The organism is Candidatus Fonsibacter ubiquis, from assembly GCF_002688585.1.
In the GTDB taxonomy this organism is placed as follows: domain Bacteria; phylum Pseudomonadota; class Alphaproteobacteria; order Pelagibacterales; family Pelagibacteraceae; genus Fontibacterium; species Fontibacterium commune.
This window is the reverse complement of the sequence record NZ_CP024034.1, coordinates 1,020,157-1,038,353: the sequence shown is the minus strand read 5'-3', so window position 1 is coordinate 1,038,353 and position 18,197 is coordinate 1,020,157. Positions and strand designations below refer to the sequence as shown.

Here is an 18,197-nt window from a genome sequence, read left to right as displayed (position 1 = left end):
TTTTATTTAATGGCAAAGACACTTTACGACAAAATATGGGAGAGTCATTTAGTTGATGAACAAAGTGATGGAACATCACTTTTATATATTGATCGACATTTAGTTCATGAAGTTACAAGTCCACAAGCATTTGAAGGATTACGTTTATCCAATAGAAAAGTAAAATTACCAGGCTCAACATTAGCTGTTGTTGATCATAATGTTCCAACAACTGACAGATCAAAAGGAATTGCCGATAAAGAGTCTGCAATTCAAGTTGAGACACTTTCTAAAAATTGCAAAGATTTTGGTATAGAATTTTTTGGTTTAACAGATAAAAGACAAGGAATTGTTCACGTAATTGGTCCTGAACAAGGATTTACTCAGCCAGGAATGACGATCGTTTGTGGCGATAGCCATACTTCAACACACGGTGCCTTTGGCGCATTAGCTTTTGGAATTGGAACTTCAGAAGTAGAACATGTGCTTGCAACACAAACTTTGATTCAAAGTAGAGCAAAAAATTTCAAAATTAGTGTTGATGGAAAATTGCCATTAGGAGTTACTGCTAAAGATGTGATCTTATCTATTATTGGAAATATCGGAACAGCTGGTGGAACAGGTTACGTTATTGAATACTGTGGAGAAGTTTTTAGAAATTTTTCTATGGAAGAAAGAATGACCGTTTGCAATATGAGCATTGAAGCAGGCGCTAGAGCCGGACTTGTTGCTCCAGATCAAAAAACTTTTGATTATATTAAAGGTAGACCTCTAGCTCCAAAGGGAGAAAATTGGGAAAAAGCCCTAAAATATTGGAGCACTTTATACACCGACAAGGATGCAAAATTTGACAGAGAACTTTATTTACAAGGAAAAGATATTGAGCCAACGGTTACCTGGGGAACAAGCCCTCAAGATACAGCATCAATTAACGGTAAAGTTCCTGATCCTAATTTAGAAAAAAATGAGGATAGAAAAAAATCTATACTTAGATCGTTAGATTATATGGGTTTAGAACCCAATACTGCTATTCAAGATATTAAAATTGATAAGGTTTTTATAGGCTCTTGCACCAATGGAAGAATTGAGGATTTAAGAGAAGTTGCAAAAATAGTTAAAGGAAAAAAAGTAAATAAAAGTGTTGATGCAATTGTTGTTCCAGGTTCTGGACTTGTAAAATTACAAGCTGAAAAAGAGGGTTTAGATAAAATATTTAAAGATTCGGGATTTGATTGGAGAGAGCCTGGATGTTCAATGTGTCTTGGCATGAATCCAGACCAATTAAAACCAAAAGAAAGATGTGCTTCGACTTCGAATAGAAATTTTGAAGGACGACAAGGACGGGGTGGAAGAACACATTTAGTGAGTCCGGTAATGGCAGCAGCAGCTGCAATTGAAGGTAAATTTGTAGATATTAGAAAAATTATTTAATGGAAAAATTTACAAAACTTAAAAGTATTGCAGCCGATCTTCAAATTTCAAATATTGATACGGATATGATTATTCCTAAACAATTTTTAAAAACCATAAAAAGAACCGGTCTTGGCTCTGCTTTATTTTATGAAATGCGATATGATGAAAAAGGTAAAGAAATTAAAAATTTTATCTTGAATAATGTTCCTTATAATAAAGCGAAAATTTTAATTTCAGGAAAAAATTTTGGTTGTGGTTCATCAAGAGAGCATGCTCCATGGGCATTACTGGATTTTGGTATTCGATGTATTATTGCAGAAAGTTTTGCAGATATTTTTTACAACAATTGTTTTAAAAATGGAATTTTGCCAATTATTCTTCCTGAAAACCAAGTTAAGGAATTATCTGAGGCTGCAAAAAAAAATAAAGAAATAGAAATAGATTTGATTGATCAAAAAATTCATAAGGGAGATAATAGACCTTTTGACTTTGAAATTGAGTCATTTAGAAAAGAGTGTTTGTTAAATGGTTACGATGATATTGCTCTAACTTTAAAAAAAGACTCTAAAATTAATAGTTTTGAGCAAAGAAAAAAAAATCTAACTCCTTGGTTATATTAATGAAAAAAAAACTTCTTATCCTTGCGGGTGATGGAATAGGACCGGAGGTAATGAATGAGGTTAAAAAAATTATTGTTTGGTTTAATAAAAAAAAATCTGCCGACTTTGAGATTACTGAAGAATTAGCAGGAGGAATTTCCTTTGATAAACATGGCGAGCCAATTACTGACAAAGTAATGAAAATAGCCTTAGAGAGCGATGCAGTTTTGCTTGGAGCTGTTGGTGGTCCAAAATGGGATAAATTAGAATTTTCTAAAAAACCAGAAAGAGCTTTGCTAAGACTTAGAAAGGATTTGGAGTTATTTGCAAATTTAAGACCTGCAATTTGTTTTAAGGAACTTGCCAATGCATCAACTTTAAAGCCTGAGATTGTCTCTGATTTAGATATTATGATTGTCCGTGAACTTACAGGAGGAATTTATTTTGGTAGTCCAAGAGGAGTTGAAAAATTATCTAATGGTGAAAAAAAAGGAATAAATACACACACTTATACAACAAGTGAAATTCAAAGAGTTGCCAGAGTTGCTTTTGAACTCGCAAGGAAAAGAAATAATAAAGTTACTTCGTGCGAAAAATCTAACGTTATGGAAGCAGGTTTGTTGTGGAGAGAAGTGGTAGAAGAATTACACAAGAACGAATTTAAAGATGTAGAACTAAGTCACATGCTGGCGGATAATTGTGCTATGCAATTAGTTAGAAATCCTAAACAATTTGACGTGATTGTAACTGATAATTTATTTGGCGATATGCTTTCAGATGAAGCTGGAATGTTAACGGGTTCTCTTGGAATGTTACCCTCAGCCTCATTAAGTGGCAAAAATAAAGCTGGAAAATTTAAATCAATGTATGAACCTTGTCACGGTTCTGCACCTGATATAGCAGGTAAAAATATTGCAAATCCACTTGCATCAATATTAAGTTTTTCTATGGCTCTACGTTATTCATTTAATATGGATAAGGACGCTGACATGCTTGATAATGCAGTTAAAGATGTTCTAAGTGACGGACATCGAACAGCAGATATTATGGAGTCGGGTAAAAATAAAGTTTCAACTTCTCAAATGGGAGATTTGGTAATTACCAAATTAAAATAAATGAAAATTAATATAGCGATAGTAGGAAGCACAGGTAACGTTGGAAGAAAAACTGTTGAAGCTTTAGAGAGAAGAAAATTTCCAGTTAATAATTTATATTTATTATCATCAAAACGAAGCGCTGGTAGTTTTATCAAATTCAGAAATAAAAAAATTAGAGTTGAAAATTTAGAAAATTTCGATTTTAAAAAAGCCCATATTACTTTCTTTTGCGCAGGGTCAAAGCTTGCAAAAATTTTAGCTCCTAAAATTGCAAAATATTCAACGGTAATAGAACATTCTAAACATTTTAGAATGTTAAAAGATATTCCTTTGGTAATTCCAGAAGTTAACGAATATGCACTTAAAAATTATAAAAAAAAAAATATTATTTCAAATCCAAATTGTTCTACAACGCAACTGGTTTTAGCTCTCAAGCCTCTTCACGATAAATTTAAAGTAATTCGAGTGGTTACCTCAACTTATCAGTCCGTATCTGGAGCAGGAAAAGCTTCAATGGATGAGCTTATTTCTCAAACAAAAGATTATTTGGCCAAGAAAAAGATTAAGCCCGTAAAATTTACCAAACAAATAGCATTTAATGTTATTCCCCATATTGATGTTTTTATGAAAGATGGTTCTACAAAAGAAGAATGGAAAATGGAAAATGAAACTAAAAAAATCCTAGATAAAAATATTAAAGTAACAGCAACCTGCGTTCGCGTTCCGGTACTTATTTCACATTCTGAATCAGTAAATATTGAGCTAAAAAAAAGATTTAATATAAAGCAAATTAGATCTATTTTATCAAAAGCTGCTGGTTGCAAGGTTATTGATGAGCATAAAAATGGGGGCTATGCCACTCCCGCAGAGTGTGCTGGTAGTTTTTTAACTTACATTTCTAGAATCAGAAAGGATCCTACAAAAAATGCGATTAATTTATGGATAGTTTCGGATAATTTATTAAAAGGTGCGGCCTTTAATGGAGTGCAAATAGCGGAGGTTTTAGTTAAAAAGTATATAAAAAATAATTAAATATTTTTTATGGAAAAAAACTCTGGTCCGTTATCCCCACATATCCAGATTTATAAGTGGCAGTTTTCTTCTTTGCTCTCAATCACACATAGAATGACAGGCGTATTTAACGTTGCTGGGTTTTTTTTAATTATTTTATGGGTTTTATTTTTAGCAATAGGACCTGAATATTATAATTTTTATCAAAAATTTCTAAGAAGCTTATTGGGAAAATTTATTTTAGTCGGATTTACCTGGTCATTTGTTTATCACATGTTGAATGGTATTAGACATCTTGCTTGGGATTTTGGTTATGGTTATGAAATTAAAACTGCAAATCTTTCTGGAGTAGTGGTTTTACTTTCATCTATTTTAATAACATTTTTTATTTGGATTATTTAATGAAAAATCATGCTTTAAATAAATGGGTATTACAAAGGCTTAGTGCAATTGTATTAATACCTTTATTATTATTTTTATTATATTCCCTAGTAGATTTAGTTAATCAAGACTACACAGGTGCGCTAGATTTTTTTGATAGCCACTTATCAATAGCTATTTTTATTTTATTTTTAATATTTGCTGGCACTCATTTAAAATTAGGCTTAGGTGAAATTATCGAAGATTACATTCAAAATGAAAGTATGAAGGGTATTTTAAAAAAAATTATAATGTTAACCTCGGCTATACTTCCTCTTGTTGGCATTGTATCATTAATAATAATTATTTTATGAGCACTTATCCAATTATAGATCACGAATATGACGTTATCGTTGTGGGGGCTGGTGGCTCAGGATTAAGAGCGGCCGTAGGTTTAGCTGAAGCTGGACTTAAAACAGCATGTATTTCAAAAGTATTTCCAACCAGAAGTCATACCGCTGCGGCGCAAGGTGGAATTTCGGCTGCATTAGGAAACATGTCAGAGGATGATTGGCGTTGGCATATGTATGATACGGTAAAGGGAGCTGATTGGTTAGGCGATCAAGATGCTATTGAATATTTATGTAAAGAAGCTCCTAGGGCAGTTATTGAGCTCGAGAAATATGGCGTTCCTTTTAGTAGAACAGAAGAGGGAAAAATTTATCAAAGACCATTTGGAGGGATGACTGCAAATTATGGAAATGGCATTGCACAAAGAACTTGTGCTGCTGCTGATAGAACGGGACATGCAATTCTACATACACTTTACGGACAAGCACTTAAAAAAAATACTGAATTTTTTATAGAGTATTTCGCGTTAGATTTATTAATGCATGACGGAAAGTGTCATGGAGTTACTGCTTGGAATTTACAAGATGGTACCATTCATCGTTTCAGAGCTAATATGACAATTCTTGCAACGGGTGGTTATGGAAGAGCATATTTTTCAGCAACTTCCGCACACACTTGCACAGGAGATGGAAATGCAATGGTCTTAAGAGCAGGTTTACCATTACAAGATATGGAATTTATTCAATTTCATCCAACAGGTATTTATGGCGCTGGATGTTTAATTACTGAAGGTTCTAGAGGCGAGGGGGGATTTTTAGTTAATTCTGAGGGGGAAAGATTTATGGAAAGATATGCTCCTTCAGCAAAAGATCTTGCATCAAGAGATGTGGTTTCAAGATCTATGACAATTGAAATTAATGAAGGTCGGGGAGTTGGTAAAAATAAAGATCATATCTATCTTCATTTAAATCATTTAGATCCAAAAGTTTTACATGAAAGACTTCCTGGAATTTCTGAATCTGCAAAAATTTTTGCTGGAGTAGATGTAACAAAAGAACCAATACCAGTTGTACCTACAGTTCACTATAACATGGGAGGTATTCCAACTAATTATTATGGTGAAGTAATTTCAAAAACTGAAAATGACAAAGATATTATTGTGCCTGGTTTAATGGCAGTGGGTGAAGCAGCCTGCGTTTCTGTACATGGAGCAAATAGATTAGGATCTAATTCATTGATTGATCTTGTGGTATTTGGCAGAGCTGCCGCAATGCGAGCTGCAACAATAGTAAAACCAAATTCAAAACATGAAACAATTCCAGAAAGCGAAACCCAAAAATCAATTTCAAGATTTGATAAATTAAGAAATTCAAATGGTGGTACACCAACTTCTGTACTTAGAGATAAAATGCAACGAACAATGCAAAAAAACTGCGCAGTTTTCAGAGATGCTAAAATTTTAAAAGAAGGAATGGAAGAAATAAGAAAACCATGGATAGGAATGGATGATATTTCAGTTTCCGATAAATCTTTAATTTTTAATACAGATTTAATTGAAACATTAGAGTTTGATAACCTAATAAGACAATCACTCGTTACAATGGCTTCCGCTGAAAATAGAAAAGAAAGCAGAGGAGCACACTCTAGAGAAGATTTTAAGGAAAGAGACGACGATAATTGGATGAAGCATACACTTGCTTGGCAAGACGGCGAAAAAGTAAAAATAGATTATCGAAATGTTCATAATTTTACCTTATCTAATGAAGTGCAGTATTTTCCTCCGAAAGCGAGAGTATATTAATGGTTCAGTTTGCTTTACCCAAAGACTCTAAAATTGTTGAGGGTAAATATTTTAAAGACAAAACTAATGGTAAAAATTTAAAAAAAATAAAAGTTTACCGATGGGATCCTGAGACAAAAGAAAATCCAAGACTAGATACTTATGAAGTTAATATGGATGAGTGTGGGCCAATGGTTCTTGATGCCCTTATTAAAATTAAAAACGAAATTGATACTACATTAACTTTTAGAAGATCATGTAGAGAAGGTGTTTGTGGTTCTTGTGCCATGAATATTGATGGGGTTAATGGCCTTGCTTGCACAAAATCAGCAGTAGACATTAAAGATGAAATAAAAGTTTATCCCCTTCCTCATATGCCAGTAATTAAAGATTTAGTTCCAAATTTAAATCAACTTTATAAACAATATCAATCTATCGAACCTTGGTTGCAAGTTGAAAAAAAAAGTAATGGAAGTGACAAAGAGATATATCAATCAAAACAAGATAGAGAAAAATTAGATGGGCTTTACGAGTGTATAATGTGTGCATGCTGTTCAACATCATGCCCAAGTTATTGGTGGAATGGTGAGAAATATTTAGGGCCAGCTGTTTTGTTACAAGCTTACCGATGGATTATTGATAGTAGAGATCAGGAAAGAGTTAAAAGGTTAAAGAAAGTTGCAGATGAACTTAAACTTTTTAGATGTCATACAATTATGAACTGTACTAATGCATGTCCTAAGGGATTAAATCCAGCAAAGGCAATTGGCTCCATAAAAAAAATGCTAGTCCAGCATAGCAAAGATCTATAATTTTTTTACTTCATTATTTGACAGCTTAATTTTATCCTTATATTTTCATATTAATTTAAATGAAAATTATAGAGCACTTTGTTAACGGTAAATCATTTTCTGGTTCTTCAAAAAAAACCTCCGAAGTTTTTAATCCAGCAACAGGAGAAGTTTCAGCCAAAGTAAATCTCGCATCAAAAAAAGATGTTGATGATGTAGTTGCTATTGCAACTAAAGCATTTGCAACATGGTCACAAGTTCCTCCATTACAAAGAGCAAGAATTTTATTTAAGTTTAAAGAATTAATAGAGAAAAATTCAGATGAGTTAACAAAAATAATCGTTGCTGAGCATGGTAAAGTTTATGATGATGCGAAAGGATCATTAACAAGAGGTTTAGAAGTTGTTGAGTTTGCCTGTGGAATACCACATTTGTTAAAAGGTGAATTTACAGAAAATGTTGGAACTAATGTTGATAGTTGGTCTATAAGGCAACCCCTTGGAGTTTGTGCTGGAATTACTCCATTTAATTTTCCAGCAATGGTTCCAATGTGGATGTTTCCATTGGCTATAGCTTGTGGAAATACTTTTATTTTAAAACCTTCTGAAAAAGATCCAAGTTGCCCTTTAAGATTAGCAGAATTGTTAAAAGAAGCAGGTTTACCAGATGGAGTTTTTAATGTCGTAAATGGAGATAAAGAGTCCGTAGATGCCCTACTTTCAAATCCAAATGTTAGCGCAATTAGTTTTGTAGGTTCAACTCCAATAGCCAAATACATTTATGAAAATGCAGCAAAATTTGAAAAGAGAGTTCAGGCATTAGGAGGAGCTAAAAATCACTGTGTAGTAATGCCAGATGCAGATTTAGATCAGGCAGTTGCAGGACTTATGGGAGCAGCATATGGCTCAGCAGGAGAAAGATGTATGGCCCAATCGGTTGCAGTTGCCGTTGGAAACATTGGAGATGAATTAGTTAATAAACTTACTAAAGAAGTAAATAATTTAAGAGTTGGACCTGGACTTGATAAAGGAGTCGATATGGGTCCATTAGTTACCGCTCAACATTTAGAAAAAGTTACGAGTTATATTGATTTAGGGGTTAAAGAAGGTGCAAAATTAATTGTTGATGGAAGAAAAATTAAAAAGCCGCAAGGATACGAAAAAGGGTTTTATTTAGGAGGTTGTTTATTTGATCATGTAAAAGAAAATATGAGAATTTATAAAGAAGAAATATTTGGACCTGTTCTTTCGGTTGTAAGAGCAAAGAATTTTAATGAAGCCGCAGATTTAATTAATAGACATGAATTTGGTAATGGAGTTAGTATTTTTACTAGAGATGGTGACAGTGCTAGAACATTTTCAAGTCATATTAAAGTTGGAATGGTTGGTATAAATATCCCAATACCCGTACCAATGGCTTTTCATAGCTTTGGTGGTTGGAAAAGGTCATTGTTTGGTGATCAACACGTTCATGGCATGGAAGGAGTTAGATTTTATACTAAATTAAAAACTATTACTTCAAGATGGCCTTCTGGTATAAAGGCAACTTCAAATTTTACAATGCCAACAATGAATTAATAGTATGCGAAAAAAAATATCACTCATAGGATCAGGACAAATTGGTGGAACTTTGGCTCACTTAGTTTCTTTAAAAGAATTAGGCGATGTAGTTATTTTTGATATTGCAGCGGGTTTGCCAGAAGGAAAATCATTAGACATTGCTCAATCAGGCGCTGTTGAGCGATTTAACGCACATCTTAAAGGTACAACAAGTTATGCAGATATTGAAAATTCGGATGTAATTATTGTAACTGCTGGCGTTCCGAGAAAAGAAGGAATGAGCAGAGATGATCTTTTGGGAATTAATTCAAAAGTAATGAAACAAGTGGGTGAAGGAATTAAAAAATACTCTCCCAAAGCATTTGTAATTTGTATTACTAATCCTTTGGATGTTATGGTTTTAGCATTACAAAAGTATTCAGGTTTACCTGCTGAAAGAGTTGTTGGAATGGCAGGGGTTTTAGACTCTTCTCGTTTTAGATTATTTTTATCAGAAGAATTTAAAGTTTCTATTGAGGATGTAACTGCTTTTGTTTTAGGAGGCCATGGAGATACAATGGTTCCACTTGCTAGATATTCTACAGTTGCAGGAATACCAATTCCAGATCTTATAGATATGAAATGGTCTACTAAAGAAAGAATAGACAAAATTATTCAAAGAACTCGTGATGGCGGAGCTGAAATAGTAAAATTATTAAAAACAGGTTCTGCTTATTATGCTCCAGCTAGTTCAGCGATTGAAATGGCAGAGGCATTTTTAAAAGATAAAAAGAAAATTTTACCATGCGCAGTTTATTTAGATGGCGAGTATGGAGTTGATGATCTTTACGTTGGAGTACCAGTTATAATTGGTGCAAAGGGTGTTGAAAAAGTTATTGAGATTAAATTTAACCCTGAAGAAAAAGAGATGTTTTTAAAATCAGTTGACTCCGTTAAAAAACTAACTCAAGATCTTTTCAAGCTTGATCCAGAAGTAGCTAAAATTAAAACTATTAAGCCAAAGTATTAATTTTTAATGAATATTCACGAACATCAGGCAAAAGACTTAATAAAAAAATTTGGCGCGCCCGTTTCAAAGGGAGTTGTTATTTTTAATTTAAATGAAATTGATGAAAAAATTAAACAGTTAACTAGTAAAATGTATGTAGTTAAAGCCCAAATACATGCAGGAGGCAGAGGAAAAGCTGGAGGCGTAAAATTAGTTAAAAGTATCGATGAATTGAAACAAAAATGCAAAGATTTACTTGGAAAAGTTCTTGTAACCCATCAAACCGGATCACAAGGAAGAGAAGTTAAAAGATTATATATAGAGGAAGCCTCAGATATTAAAAAAGAATTTTATTTATCATGTTTAGTCGATAGGGCATCTTCAAAGATTGCATTTATTTCTAGTGCCGAGGGAGGAATGGATGTTGAAGAAGTTGCTGACAAAACTCCTGAAAAAATAATTACAACACGTGTTTCATTATCAGCAAAATTAAGAGAGGAAGATTTAGATTCAATTGTAAAACCTTACAATTTAAGTGGAGAACAAAAAAATCAGGCAAAAAAAGTTGCACAAGCTCTATACGATACTTTAGTAAACACTGATGCAAGTCTAATTGAGATTAATCCACTAATTCTTACAACTGAGGATCAAGTTAAATGCTTGGATGCAAAAATAAGTTTTGATGATAATGCACTTTTTAGGCATCCAGAAATTAAAGAACTTAGAGACTTGAATGAAGAAGACCCAATGGAAATTGAGGCTAGCAAATATGAGCTGGCTTATATTAAATTAGATGGAAAAATTGGTTGCATGGTTAATGGCGCAGGTCTTGCAATGGCAACCATGGATATCATAAAACTTTACGGTTCAGAGCCTGCAAATTTTTTAGATGTAGGTGGTGGAGCAACAAAAGAAAAAGTCTCTGCAGCATTTAAAATTATTTTATCAGATAAAAATGTTGAAGGTATTTTAATAAATATTTTTGGTGGAATTATGCGTTGCGATATTATTGCACAAGGTGTTATTGAGGCCGCAAAAGAAGTTGACCTTAAAGTTCCTCTTGTAGTTAGATTGGCAGGAACAAAAGTCGATGAAGGGAAAGAGATTTTAAAAAAATCAGGATTAACAATTATTTCTGCCGATAATTTATCCGATGCAGCAAAAAAAATTGTAGAGGCAACAAAATAGCATGTCAGTTTTAGTTAATAAAAAAACAAAAGTTATTTGTCAGGGCTTCACAGGAAAACATGGAACATTTCATTCTGAGCAAGCACTTGCGTATGGAACAAATTTAGTTGGAGGAATTACACCTAAAAAAGGTGGACAAACTCATTTGGGTCTTCCAGTTTTTAACACGGTTGCAGAAGCAGTCGATAAGGTAAAACCTGACGCAACTATGATTTATGTTCCAGCTCCCTATGCAGCGGCAGCTATTATTGAAGCATTAGACAGTAAAATTCCATTAATTGTTTGTATTACAGAGGGCATTCCAGTTTTAGATATGGTGAAGGTAAAAGAAAAATTAATTAAATCAAAAAGCAGATTAATAGGACCAAATTGTCCAGGAATTATTACCCCTGACGAATGTAAGATTGGAATTATGCCTGGACACATTCATAAAAAAGGATCAGTAGGAATTGTATCAAGATCAGGAACATTAACCTATGAAGCTGTAGCCCAAACCACAGCATTGGGATTGGGACAGTCTACTTGCATTGGAATTGGCGGAGATCCAATCAATGGAACCAATTTTATTGATTGTTTAGATTTATTTTTAAAAGATGAAGAAACTAAATCAATCATCATGATAGGAGAAATAGGTGGCAGCGCTGAAGAAGAAGGAGCTGAATTTATTAAATCTTCAAAAATTAAAAAACCAATTGTTGGATTTATCGCAGGAGTAACAGCACCCCCAGGAAGAAGGATGGGACACGCGGGGGCAATTATTTCTGGTGGCAAAGGTCTTGCTAAAGACAAGATAGAAACAATGAAATCTTGCGGTATAACAGTTGCAAATTCACCAGCTGATATTGGCAAAACTTTATTTGACAAACTTAAGACTTAATATTTTATTACGATTATAAAATTATATGTCGTCACAAGAAAATAATATTATTTTTCAAAAAACATCTTTTTTATCAGGAACTAACTCCTCTTATATTGAAAAGCTTTATGCTAAATATGTGGAGAATCCTTCCAGTATCCCAGATAGCTGGAGACAATTTTTTGATGGTTTGGGTGATCAAAAAAATAATATTATAGAAAATCAAGGACCTAGTTGGGCGCCATCAAATATTAAACATATCTCTAATGGAGACTTAGATATTTATGAAAAATATCTTCCTAAAAATTTAAATGGAAATTCCATAAAAGAAAAAATAATAGAAAAAAATAAGACCTTATCAAATGATGAAAGACTAGATGTAGAAAGATCTACTATTGATTCTATACGAGCCATCATGATGATTAGGGCATATAGAATTAGAGGACATTTAATTGCTGATTTAGATCCATTACAATTACAGGAAAAGAATTATCATCCTGAACTAAATCCAGAAACTTACGGTTTTAAAAAAGAGGATAGAAATAGAAAAATATTTTTAGATAAAGTTCTTGGCCTTGAATATGCAACTGTAAATGAAATTTTAGAAATTTTATTAAAAACCTATTGTGCAAAGATTGGTATAGAATTTATGCATATGTCGGATCCAGAAGAAAAAAAATGGATCCAAGAAAGAATTGAAGGTAAAGGTAAAGAAGCAAATTTTACTTTTGAAGGTAAAAAAGCAATTTTAAGAAAATTAGTTGAGGCAGAAGGATTTGAAAATTATTGTCACACTAAATTTGTAGGAACAAAAAGATTTGGCTTAGATGGTTGTGAGTCTTTAATTCCAGCACTAGAACAAATAATCAAAGTTGGAGGAAATTTAGGGGTAAAAGAGGTTAAGATTGGAATGCCTCATAGGGGCAGATTAAATATTCTTGCAAATGTCATTCAAAAACCTTTTAAAAAAATATTCAAAGAATTTTCTGGAGACCCAGGTCCTGAAGCAGCGGGTGTTTCTGGAGATGTTAAGTACCATTTAGGAGCATCAGCAGACAGAGATTTTAATGGTAACAATGTTCATGTGAGTTTAACTGCAAATCCCTCTCATTTAGAAGCTGTAAATCCTGTAGTATTAGGACAAACCAGAGCTAAACAATTTTTTCATAATGATCCAGAAAGAATAAAAGTAATCCCAATTCTTTTACATGGTGATGCCGCATTTGCAGGGCAAGGAATTGTTGCAGAATGTTTTGCTATGTCGGGTTTAAAAGGACATAATACAGGTGGAACAATTCATATTATTGTAAATAATCAGATTGGTTTTACAACTAGTCCTTCTTTTGCAAGATCTTCTCCTTATCCTTCAGAAGTCGCTAAAATGGTTCAGGCTCCAATATTTCATGTAAACGGAGATGATCCAGAATCTGTTGTTTATTGTGCGAGAATTGCAACAGAATACAGACAAAAATTTAAGCGAGATGTCGTTATAGATATTATTTGTTACCGAAGATTTGGTCATAATGAGGGAGACGAACCTTCATTTACTCAGCCCATCATGTATAAAAAGATTAGAAATCATGCTTCAACACTAACAATTTATGGAAATCAGCTTGTTCAGGAAGGTGTTTTAAGAAATGAGGAGTTTCAAGAAGAGAAAGATAATTTTAAAAAATTTTTAGACTCAGAATTTGAAACATCAAAGAATTATATTCCAAATCAAGTAGATTGGTTTACAGGAAGTTGGTCTAAGTTTACAACCGAAATTGGCTCTGATCGTAGAGGAGTCACAGGTGTTGATTTAGATTTAATTCATGAGGCAGGAGAAAAAATTTGTAAACTTCCAGATAATTTAAATTTTCATTCTACAATAAAAAGACTTTTTGAAGCAAAGAAAAAAATGTTTGAAACTGGAAAGGGTTTTGATTGGGCAACTGCTGAAAGTTTAGCGTTTGCAACATTGTTACTAGAGGGATATCCAGTAAGATTTGTAGGACAAGATTCATCACGAGGAACTTTTAGTCAGAGACATGCTAGTGTGCTTGATCAAGAAACAGGTGAAAAATATTATCCTTTAAAAAATCTTAGTACAAAACAAGCCCAATTTGAAATTATTGATAGTTTTCTATCAGAATTTGGCGTTTTAGGATTTGAATATGGTTATTCATTATCATCTCCAGAAACCCTAGTTTTATGGGAGGCGCAGTTTGGAGATTTTGCAAATGGCGCTCAAATTATTATTGATCAGTTTATAACATCAGGTGAAAAAAAATGGACTAGAGCAAGTGGTCTAGTAATGCTTCTTCCTCATGGATATGAGGGACAAGGCCCAGAACATTCCTCAGCTAGAATTGAAAGATATTTACAATCATGTGCACAGGAAAATTTACAAGTTGTCAATTGTACTACTCCAGCAAATTATTTTCATTTATTGAGAAGACAAATTCATAGAACTTTTAGAAAGCCACTTATAGTATTTTCTCCAAAATCATTGTTGAGACATAAGAAATGTGTCTCTGAAATTGAAGATTTTTTACCTGAGAATTCTTTTCATAGAATATTACCGGATCATGCAGATTTTCCAGAATATAATTTGATTAAATTAGTAAGAGATGAAGAAATTAAACGTGTCGTTCTTTGTTCTGGAAAAGTTTATTTTGATATTTCTGAAAAAAGAGAAACTATAAGAAACCCTAAAGTTCAATTATTAAGGATTGAGCAGTTATATCCATTTCCAGTTAAAAAATTAGCTAGTTTTTTAAAAAGATTTAAAAACGCTAATGAATTTATTTGGTGTCAGGAAGAACCTGAAAATATGGGGGCTTGGAGTTTTGTTGAAAAATATATCAATTGGACATTAGATTTAATCGACGCAAAATCTAAAAAAGTACAGTATGTTGGTAGAAAACCCTCAGCTTCAACGGCTACCGGTTATTTGAAAAAACATGTACAACAGCAGGACGAAATAATATCAAAAGTACTTTTATAGAATAATGGCAAAAGATTTAGTTGTACCAACTCTTGGAGAGTCAGTAACTGAAGCAACAGTTTCTAAGTGGCTAAAACAAGTTGGTGACTCAGTGAAAGCAGATGAACCAGTTGTTGAATTAGAAACAGATAAGGTTAGTGTATCCGTACCATCTCCAGAAACAGGTGTTTTATCCGAAATTAAAATTCAAGCCGGCAAAACAGTTAACGTAGGAACAGTGCTTGGTTCTATTGGATCAGGCAGCGCTGCAGTTCTAAAAAAAGAAGCCGTTAAAACAATAGAACCCTTAAAACCAAAAATTGTGGAGGCTCCTATAAATAAAAAAGAAATATTATCTCCAGCTGTTAAAAGAATTGTTGAAGAAAAAAGAATTGATATTAGCACAATTAGTGGATCAGGCCGAGATGGAAGAATTTTAAAAGGAGATTTATTAGAATCTATGGGCTTACCTTCTACTCCATCTTCAGCGAGATTGACCAAAGGTGATGAAGAGAGAGTTAAAATGACTCGTTTAAGATCAACTATCGCAAAAAGATTAAAAGAAGCCCAAAATAATGCAGCGATGCTGACAACATTTAATGAGATTGATATGTCGAGAATTATTGAAATGCGAGCTGAATATAAAGAAGGTTTTCAGAAAAGATATGGCGTGAAATTAGGGTTTATGTCATTTTTTGTAAGATCTTGTGTGGAAGCTTTAAAAGCTTTTCCAATTATAAATGCAGAAATTCAGCAAGATGAAATTGTTTATAAAAATTACTACAATATCGGAGTTGCTGTTGGTACAGAAAAGGGTCTGGTAGTACCAGTAGTTAGAGACGCAGATGAACTTTCATTTGCTGATATTGAAAAACAAATTATTGCTCTAGGTGAAAAAGCAAAGACAGGGCAATTATCTATAGAAGAACTTCAGGGTGGAACTTTTACAATTACAAATGGTGGGATTTACGGATCGATGTTATCAACTCCAATATTAAATCCTCCGCAATCAGGAGTTTTGGGTATGCATAATATAGTTCAGCGAGCCGTTGTCGTTGATGGAAAAGTTGAGGTTAGACCTATTATGTATTTGGCCTTATCCTATGATCATAGAATTATTGACGGAAAAGATGCAGTATCATTCTTAGTTAGAGTAAAAGAATATTTAGAAGATCCAAGAAGACTTTTTTTGAATTTATAATTAATGGAAGAATTTGATTTTTTAGTTATAGGGGGCGGACCAGGCGGTTATGTTGGAGCAATTAGAGCCGCACAACTAGGATTAAAAACTGCATGTATTGAGTCTAGAGGAACGCTGGGTGGCACTTGTCTCAATGTTGGATGCATACCATCTAAAGCTTTATTACATTCCTCTCATCTTTATAAAAAAGCAAAAACTGAATTTAAAAATATTGGAATTAATATTAATGAACCATCATTAGACCTTTCGAAAATGATGGGCCATAAAGCAAAAGGCGTAGAGGGACTCACAAAGGGAATAGAATTTTTATTTAAAAAAAACAAGGTTACTTACATCAAAGGTTTTGGAGCCTTTAAAGATAAGAATACAATATCAGTCACTGATGATGCTAATAATAAAAAAGATTATAAATTTAAAAATGCAATTATAGCAACTGGTTCTGTACCGGTTTCTCTTCCCAATATAGAAATTGACGAAAAAATAGTTGTATCTTCAACAGGAGCATTAAATTTAAACTCTGTACCTAAAAAACTAGTAGTTATTGGGGCTGGTTATATTGGGTTGGAGATGGGATCCGTGTGGCTAAGATTAGGTTCAGAAGTACAAGTTGTAGAATATTTAGATTATATAACGCCAGGGATGGATAGAGAGGTATCAGATGCTTTCTTAAAGATATTACAAAAGCAGGGTATGCAATTTAATTTATCAACAAAAGTAATTGGTGTTACAAAAAATAAAAAAGGAGCGACTGTTTCAGTTGAAAAAAATGGAACTAAAAGTGATATTGATTGCGATGTTGTTCTAATGTCAGTTGGAAGAAAGCCAAATACCGCAGGATTAAATCTTGATAAAATTGGAGTAAAATTAGACTCAAAAGGAAGAGTTGAAACAAATCATCAATATAAAACCAATTTAGATAATATTTATGCAATTGGAGATGTAATTGCAGGTCCAATGTTAGCACATAAAGCTGAAGAAGAGGGAATTGCAGTCGCTGAGTTTCTTAGCGGAAAATATGGACACGTAAATTATGATGTAATTCCAGGAGTTATTTATACAGCTCCAGAAGTAGCTTCGGTTGGTAAAACAGAAGAGCAATTAAAAGAGCAAAAAATATCTTATAAAGTTGGTAAATTTCCTTTTGCTGCAAATGCTAGAGCGAAAGTTAATGATGAAGGAGATGGATTTGTTAAAATTTTATCTGATGAAAAAACAGATAGGGTTTTAGGAGTGCATATGATTGGACCCGATGTTGGTAACATGATCGGGGAAATGTGCTTGGCTATGGAGTTTGGCGCAAGTTCAGAGGATATTGCAAGAACATGCCACGCTCATCCTACTTTGGCTGAAGCAATTAAAGAGGCTGCTTTAGCAGTTGATAAAAGAGCAATACACTTTTAAATTAAATTTTCATTCCTGATTTTTTCCAATCAGCGGTAAAAATATCAACGCCTTTATCAGTAAGATGATGTTTATAAAGTTCTTTAAAAATTTTAACTGGAACTGTCGCCACATCTGATCCAATACTTGCGACTGCGTTGAAATGATCAACGGATCTAATAGATGCTGATAAAATTTTTGTTTTTATATTTTTATAATTATTAAAAATTTTTTTAATATCTTCTATAAGTTGTATACCATTCTCTCCGATATCATCTAATCTTCCAATGAATGGTGAAATATAGGTAGCGCCAGCCTTTGCAGCTAGCAAAGCCTGTGAGGCCGAAAAACATAAAGTAACATTTACTTTAATTTTTTTTACAGAAAGTATATTGCATGCTTGCAAACCATTCCAAGTTAATGGAACTTTTATTACAATATTTTTTGCAATTTTTCTTAATACATCTGCTTCTTTAAGCATTGAAGGAACATCGGGCGCTGTAACCTCAGCACTTACAGGCCCTTTTATTTCATGACAAATTTCTTTTAACAAAATTTTAAAATCTGTACCTGCGCTTGCTAGCAAAGAAGGATTCGTCGTAACACCATCTATTAAATTAGCTTTGTTTAATCCTCTAATTTCTTTAATATCCGATGAGTCTAGAAAAATTTCCAT

At 33.1% G+C, this 18,197-nt stretch carries 16 protein-coding genes; 15 read left to right on the top strand and 1 reads right to left on the bottom strand.

From position 1 onward, the window contains the following. Window positions 1-9: 9 nt before the first annotated feature. Genes leuC through lpdA form a run of 15 tightly spaced genes read left to right on the top strand, consistent with a single transcriptional unit; the run spans window position 10 to window position 17,542 of the window. Entirely contained in the window at window positions 10-1,410 is a 1,401-nt protein-coding gene (leuC, locus tag CR143_RS05645; RefSeq protein WP_099340850.1) for a 3-isopropylmalate dehydratase large subunit, read from the top strand. Continuing rightward, window positions 1,410-2,012 (top strand): 3-isopropylmalate dehydratase small subunit, encoded by a 603-nt coding sequence (leuD, locus tag CR143_RS05640; RefSeq protein WP_099340849.1) that lies wholly within the window; start codon window positions 1,410-1,412, stop codon window positions 2,010-2,012. Before leuC ends, leuD begins: the two co-directional genes overlap by 1 nt. Then, entirely contained in the window at window positions 2,012-3,106 is a 1,095-nt protein-coding gene (gene leuB, locus CR143_RS05635; RefSeq protein ID WP_204524597.1) for a 3-isopropylmalate dehydrogenase, read from the top strand. Before leuD ends, leuB begins: the two co-directional genes overlap by 1 nt. After that, the gene (locus CR143_RS05630) at window positions 3,107-4,120 is read left to right on the top strand and encodes an aspartate-semialdehyde dehydrogenase (protein ID WP_099340847.1); all 1,014 of its coding nucleotides are present in this window, start codon (window positions 3,107-3,109) and stop codon (window positions 4,118-4,120) included. Window positions 4,121-4,129: 9 nt separating this feature from the next. Then, window positions 4,130-4,501, top strand: a complete 372-nt coding sequence (sdhC, locus tag CR143_RS05625; RefSeq protein ID WP_099340846.1) for a succinate dehydrogenase, cytochrome b556 subunit — start codon at window positions 4,130-4,132, stop codon at window positions 4,499-4,501. Continuing rightward, window positions 4,501-4,833 (top strand): succinate dehydrogenase, hydrophobic membrane anchor protein, encoded by a 333-nt coding sequence (gene sdhD, locus CR143_RS05620; protein ID WP_099340845.1) that lies wholly within the window; start codon window positions 4,501-4,503, stop codon window positions 4,831-4,833. Before sdhC ends, sdhD begins: the two co-directional genes overlap by 1 nt. Next, window positions 4,830-6,611: a succinate dehydrogenase flavoprotein subunit gene (gene sdhA / locus CR143_RS05615; protein ID WP_099340844.1), complete on the top strand. Its 1,782-nt coding sequence runs from the start codon at window positions 4,830-4,832 to the stop codon at window positions 6,609-6,611. Before sdhD ends, sdhA begins: the two co-directional genes overlap by 4 nt. Continuing rightward, window positions 6,611-7,402 carry a succinate dehydrogenase iron-sulfur subunit gene (locus CR143_RS05610; RefSeq protein WP_099340843.1) on the top strand — a complete coding sequence of 264 codons (792 nt, stop codon included), beginning with the start codon at window positions 6,611-6,613 and terminating at the stop codon, window positions 7,400-7,402. The genes sdhA and CR143_RS05610 overlap by 1 nt, the downstream gene beginning before the upstream one ends. Window positions 7,403-7,461: 59 nt before the next feature. Continuing rightward, window positions 7,462-8,958, top strand: a complete 1,497-nt coding sequence (locus CR143_RS05605) for a CoA-acylating methylmalonate-semialdehyde dehydrogenase (protein ID WP_099340842.1) — start codon at window positions 7,462-7,464, stop codon at window positions 8,956-8,958. 4 nt (window positions 8,959-8,962) lie between these two features. After that, window positions 8,963-9,949 (top strand): malate dehydrogenase, encoded by a 987-nt coding sequence (gene mdh, locus CR143_RS05600; RefSeq protein WP_099340841.1) that lies wholly within the window; start codon window positions 8,963-8,965, stop codon window positions 9,947-9,949. Window positions 9,950-9,955: 6 nt separating this feature from the next. Next, window positions 9,956-11,116 (top strand): ADP-forming succinate--CoA ligase subunit beta, encoded by a 1,161-nt coding sequence (sucC, locus tag CR143_RS05595; RefSeq protein WP_099340840.1) that lies wholly within the window; start codon window positions 9,956-9,958, stop codon window positions 11,114-11,116. 1 nt (window position 11,117) lies between these two features. Beyond that, window positions 11,118-11,993 (top strand): succinate--CoA ligase subunit alpha, encoded by an 876-nt coding sequence (gene sucD, locus CR143_RS05590; protein ID WP_099340839.1) that lies wholly within the window; start codon window positions 11,118-11,120, stop codon window positions 11,991-11,993. Window positions 11,994-12,018: 25 nt separating this feature from the next. Continuing rightward, on the top strand, window positions 12,019-14,961 hold the full coding sequence (locus CR143_RS05585) for a 2-oxoglutarate dehydrogenase E1 component (protein ID WP_099340838.1): 2,943 nt from the start codon (window positions 12,019-12,021) through the stop codon (window positions 14,959-14,961). 4 nt (window positions 14,962-14,965) lie between these two features. Continuing rightward, window positions 14,966-16,141 carry a 2-oxoglutarate dehydrogenase complex dihydrolipoyllysine-residue succinyltransferase gene (gene odhB, locus CR143_RS05580; RefSeq protein WP_099340837.1) on the top strand — a complete coding sequence of 392 codons (1,176 nt, stop codon included), beginning with the start codon at window positions 14,966-14,968 and terminating at the stop codon, window positions 16,139-16,141. Window positions 16,142-16,144: 3 nt separating this feature from the next. After that, complete coding sequence (lpdA, locus tag CR143_RS05575; protein ID WP_099340836.1) at window positions 16,145-17,542, top strand: dihydrolipoyl dehydrogenase; 1,398 nt, start codon at window positions 16,145-16,147, stop codon at window positions 17,540-17,542. A gap of 1 nt (window position 17,543) precedes the next feature. Here lpdA and fsa read toward each other — a convergent pair whose 3' ends face one another. Continuing rightward, complete coding sequence (fsa, locus tag CR143_RS05570) at window positions 17,544-18,197, bottom strand: fructose-6-phosphate aldolase (RefSeq protein ID WP_099340835.1); 654 nt, start codon at window positions 18,195-18,197, stop codon at window positions 17,544-17,546.

Bases quoted from the DNA above. Each gene is read 5' to 3' on its own strand.
- leuC (WP_099340850.1), top strand. From the start codon at position 10: ATGGCAAAGACACTTTACGACAAAATATGGGAGAGTCATTTAGTTGAT.
- leuD (WP_099340849.1), top strand. From the start codon at position 1,410: ATGGAAAAATTTACAAAACTTAAAAGTATTGCAGCCGATCTTCAAATT.
- leuB (WP_204524597.1), top strand. From the start codon at position 2,012: ATGAAAAAAAAACTTCTTATCCTTGCGGGTGATGGAATAGGACCGGAG.
- CR143_RS05630 (WP_099340847.1), top strand. From the start codon at position 3,107: ATGAAAATTAATATAGCGATAGTAGGAAGCACAGGTAACGTTGGAAGA.
- sdhC (WP_099340846.1), top strand. From the start codon at position 4,130: ATGGAAAAAAACTCTGGTCCGTTATCCCCACATATCCAGATTTATAAG.
- sdhD (WP_099340845.1), top strand. From the start codon at position 4,501: ATGAAAAATCATGCTTTAAATAAATGGGTATTACAAAGGCTTAGTGCA.
- sdhA (WP_099340844.1), top strand. From the start codon at position 4,830: ATGAGCACTTATCCAATTATAGATCACGAATATGACGTTATCGTTGTG.
- CR143_RS05610 (WP_099340843.1), top strand. From the start codon at position 6,611: ATGGTTCAGTTTGCTTTACCCAAAGACTCTAAAATTGTTGAGGGTAAA.
- CR143_RS05605 (WP_099340842.1), top strand. From the start codon at position 7,462: ATGAAAATTATAGAGCACTTTGTTAACGGTAAATCATTTTCTGGTTCT.
- mdh (WP_099340841.1), top strand. From the start codon at position 8,963: ATGCGAAAAAAAATATCACTCATAGGATCAGGACAAATTGGTGGAACT.
- sucC (WP_099340840.1), top strand. From the start codon at position 9,956: ATGAATATTCACGAACATCAGGCAAAAGACTTAATAAAAAAATTTGGC.
- sucD (WP_099340839.1), top strand. From the start codon at position 11,118: ATGTCAGTTTTAGTTAATAAAAAAACAAAAGTTATTTGTCAGGGCTTC.
- CR143_RS05585 (WP_099340838.1), top strand. From the start codon at position 12,019: ATGTCGTCACAAGAAAATAATATTATTTTTCAAAAAACATCTTTTTTA.
- odhB (WP_099340837.1), top strand. From the start codon at position 14,966: ATGGCAAAAGATTTAGTTGTACCAACTCTTGGAGAGTCAGTAACTGAA.
- lpdA (WP_099340836.1), top strand. From the start codon at position 16,145: ATGGAAGAATTTGATTTTTTAGTTATAGGGGGCGGACCAGGCGGTTAT.
- fsa (WP_099340835.1), bottom strand. From the start codon at position 18,197: ATGGAAATTTTTCTAGACTCATCGGATATTAAAGAAATTAGAGGATTA.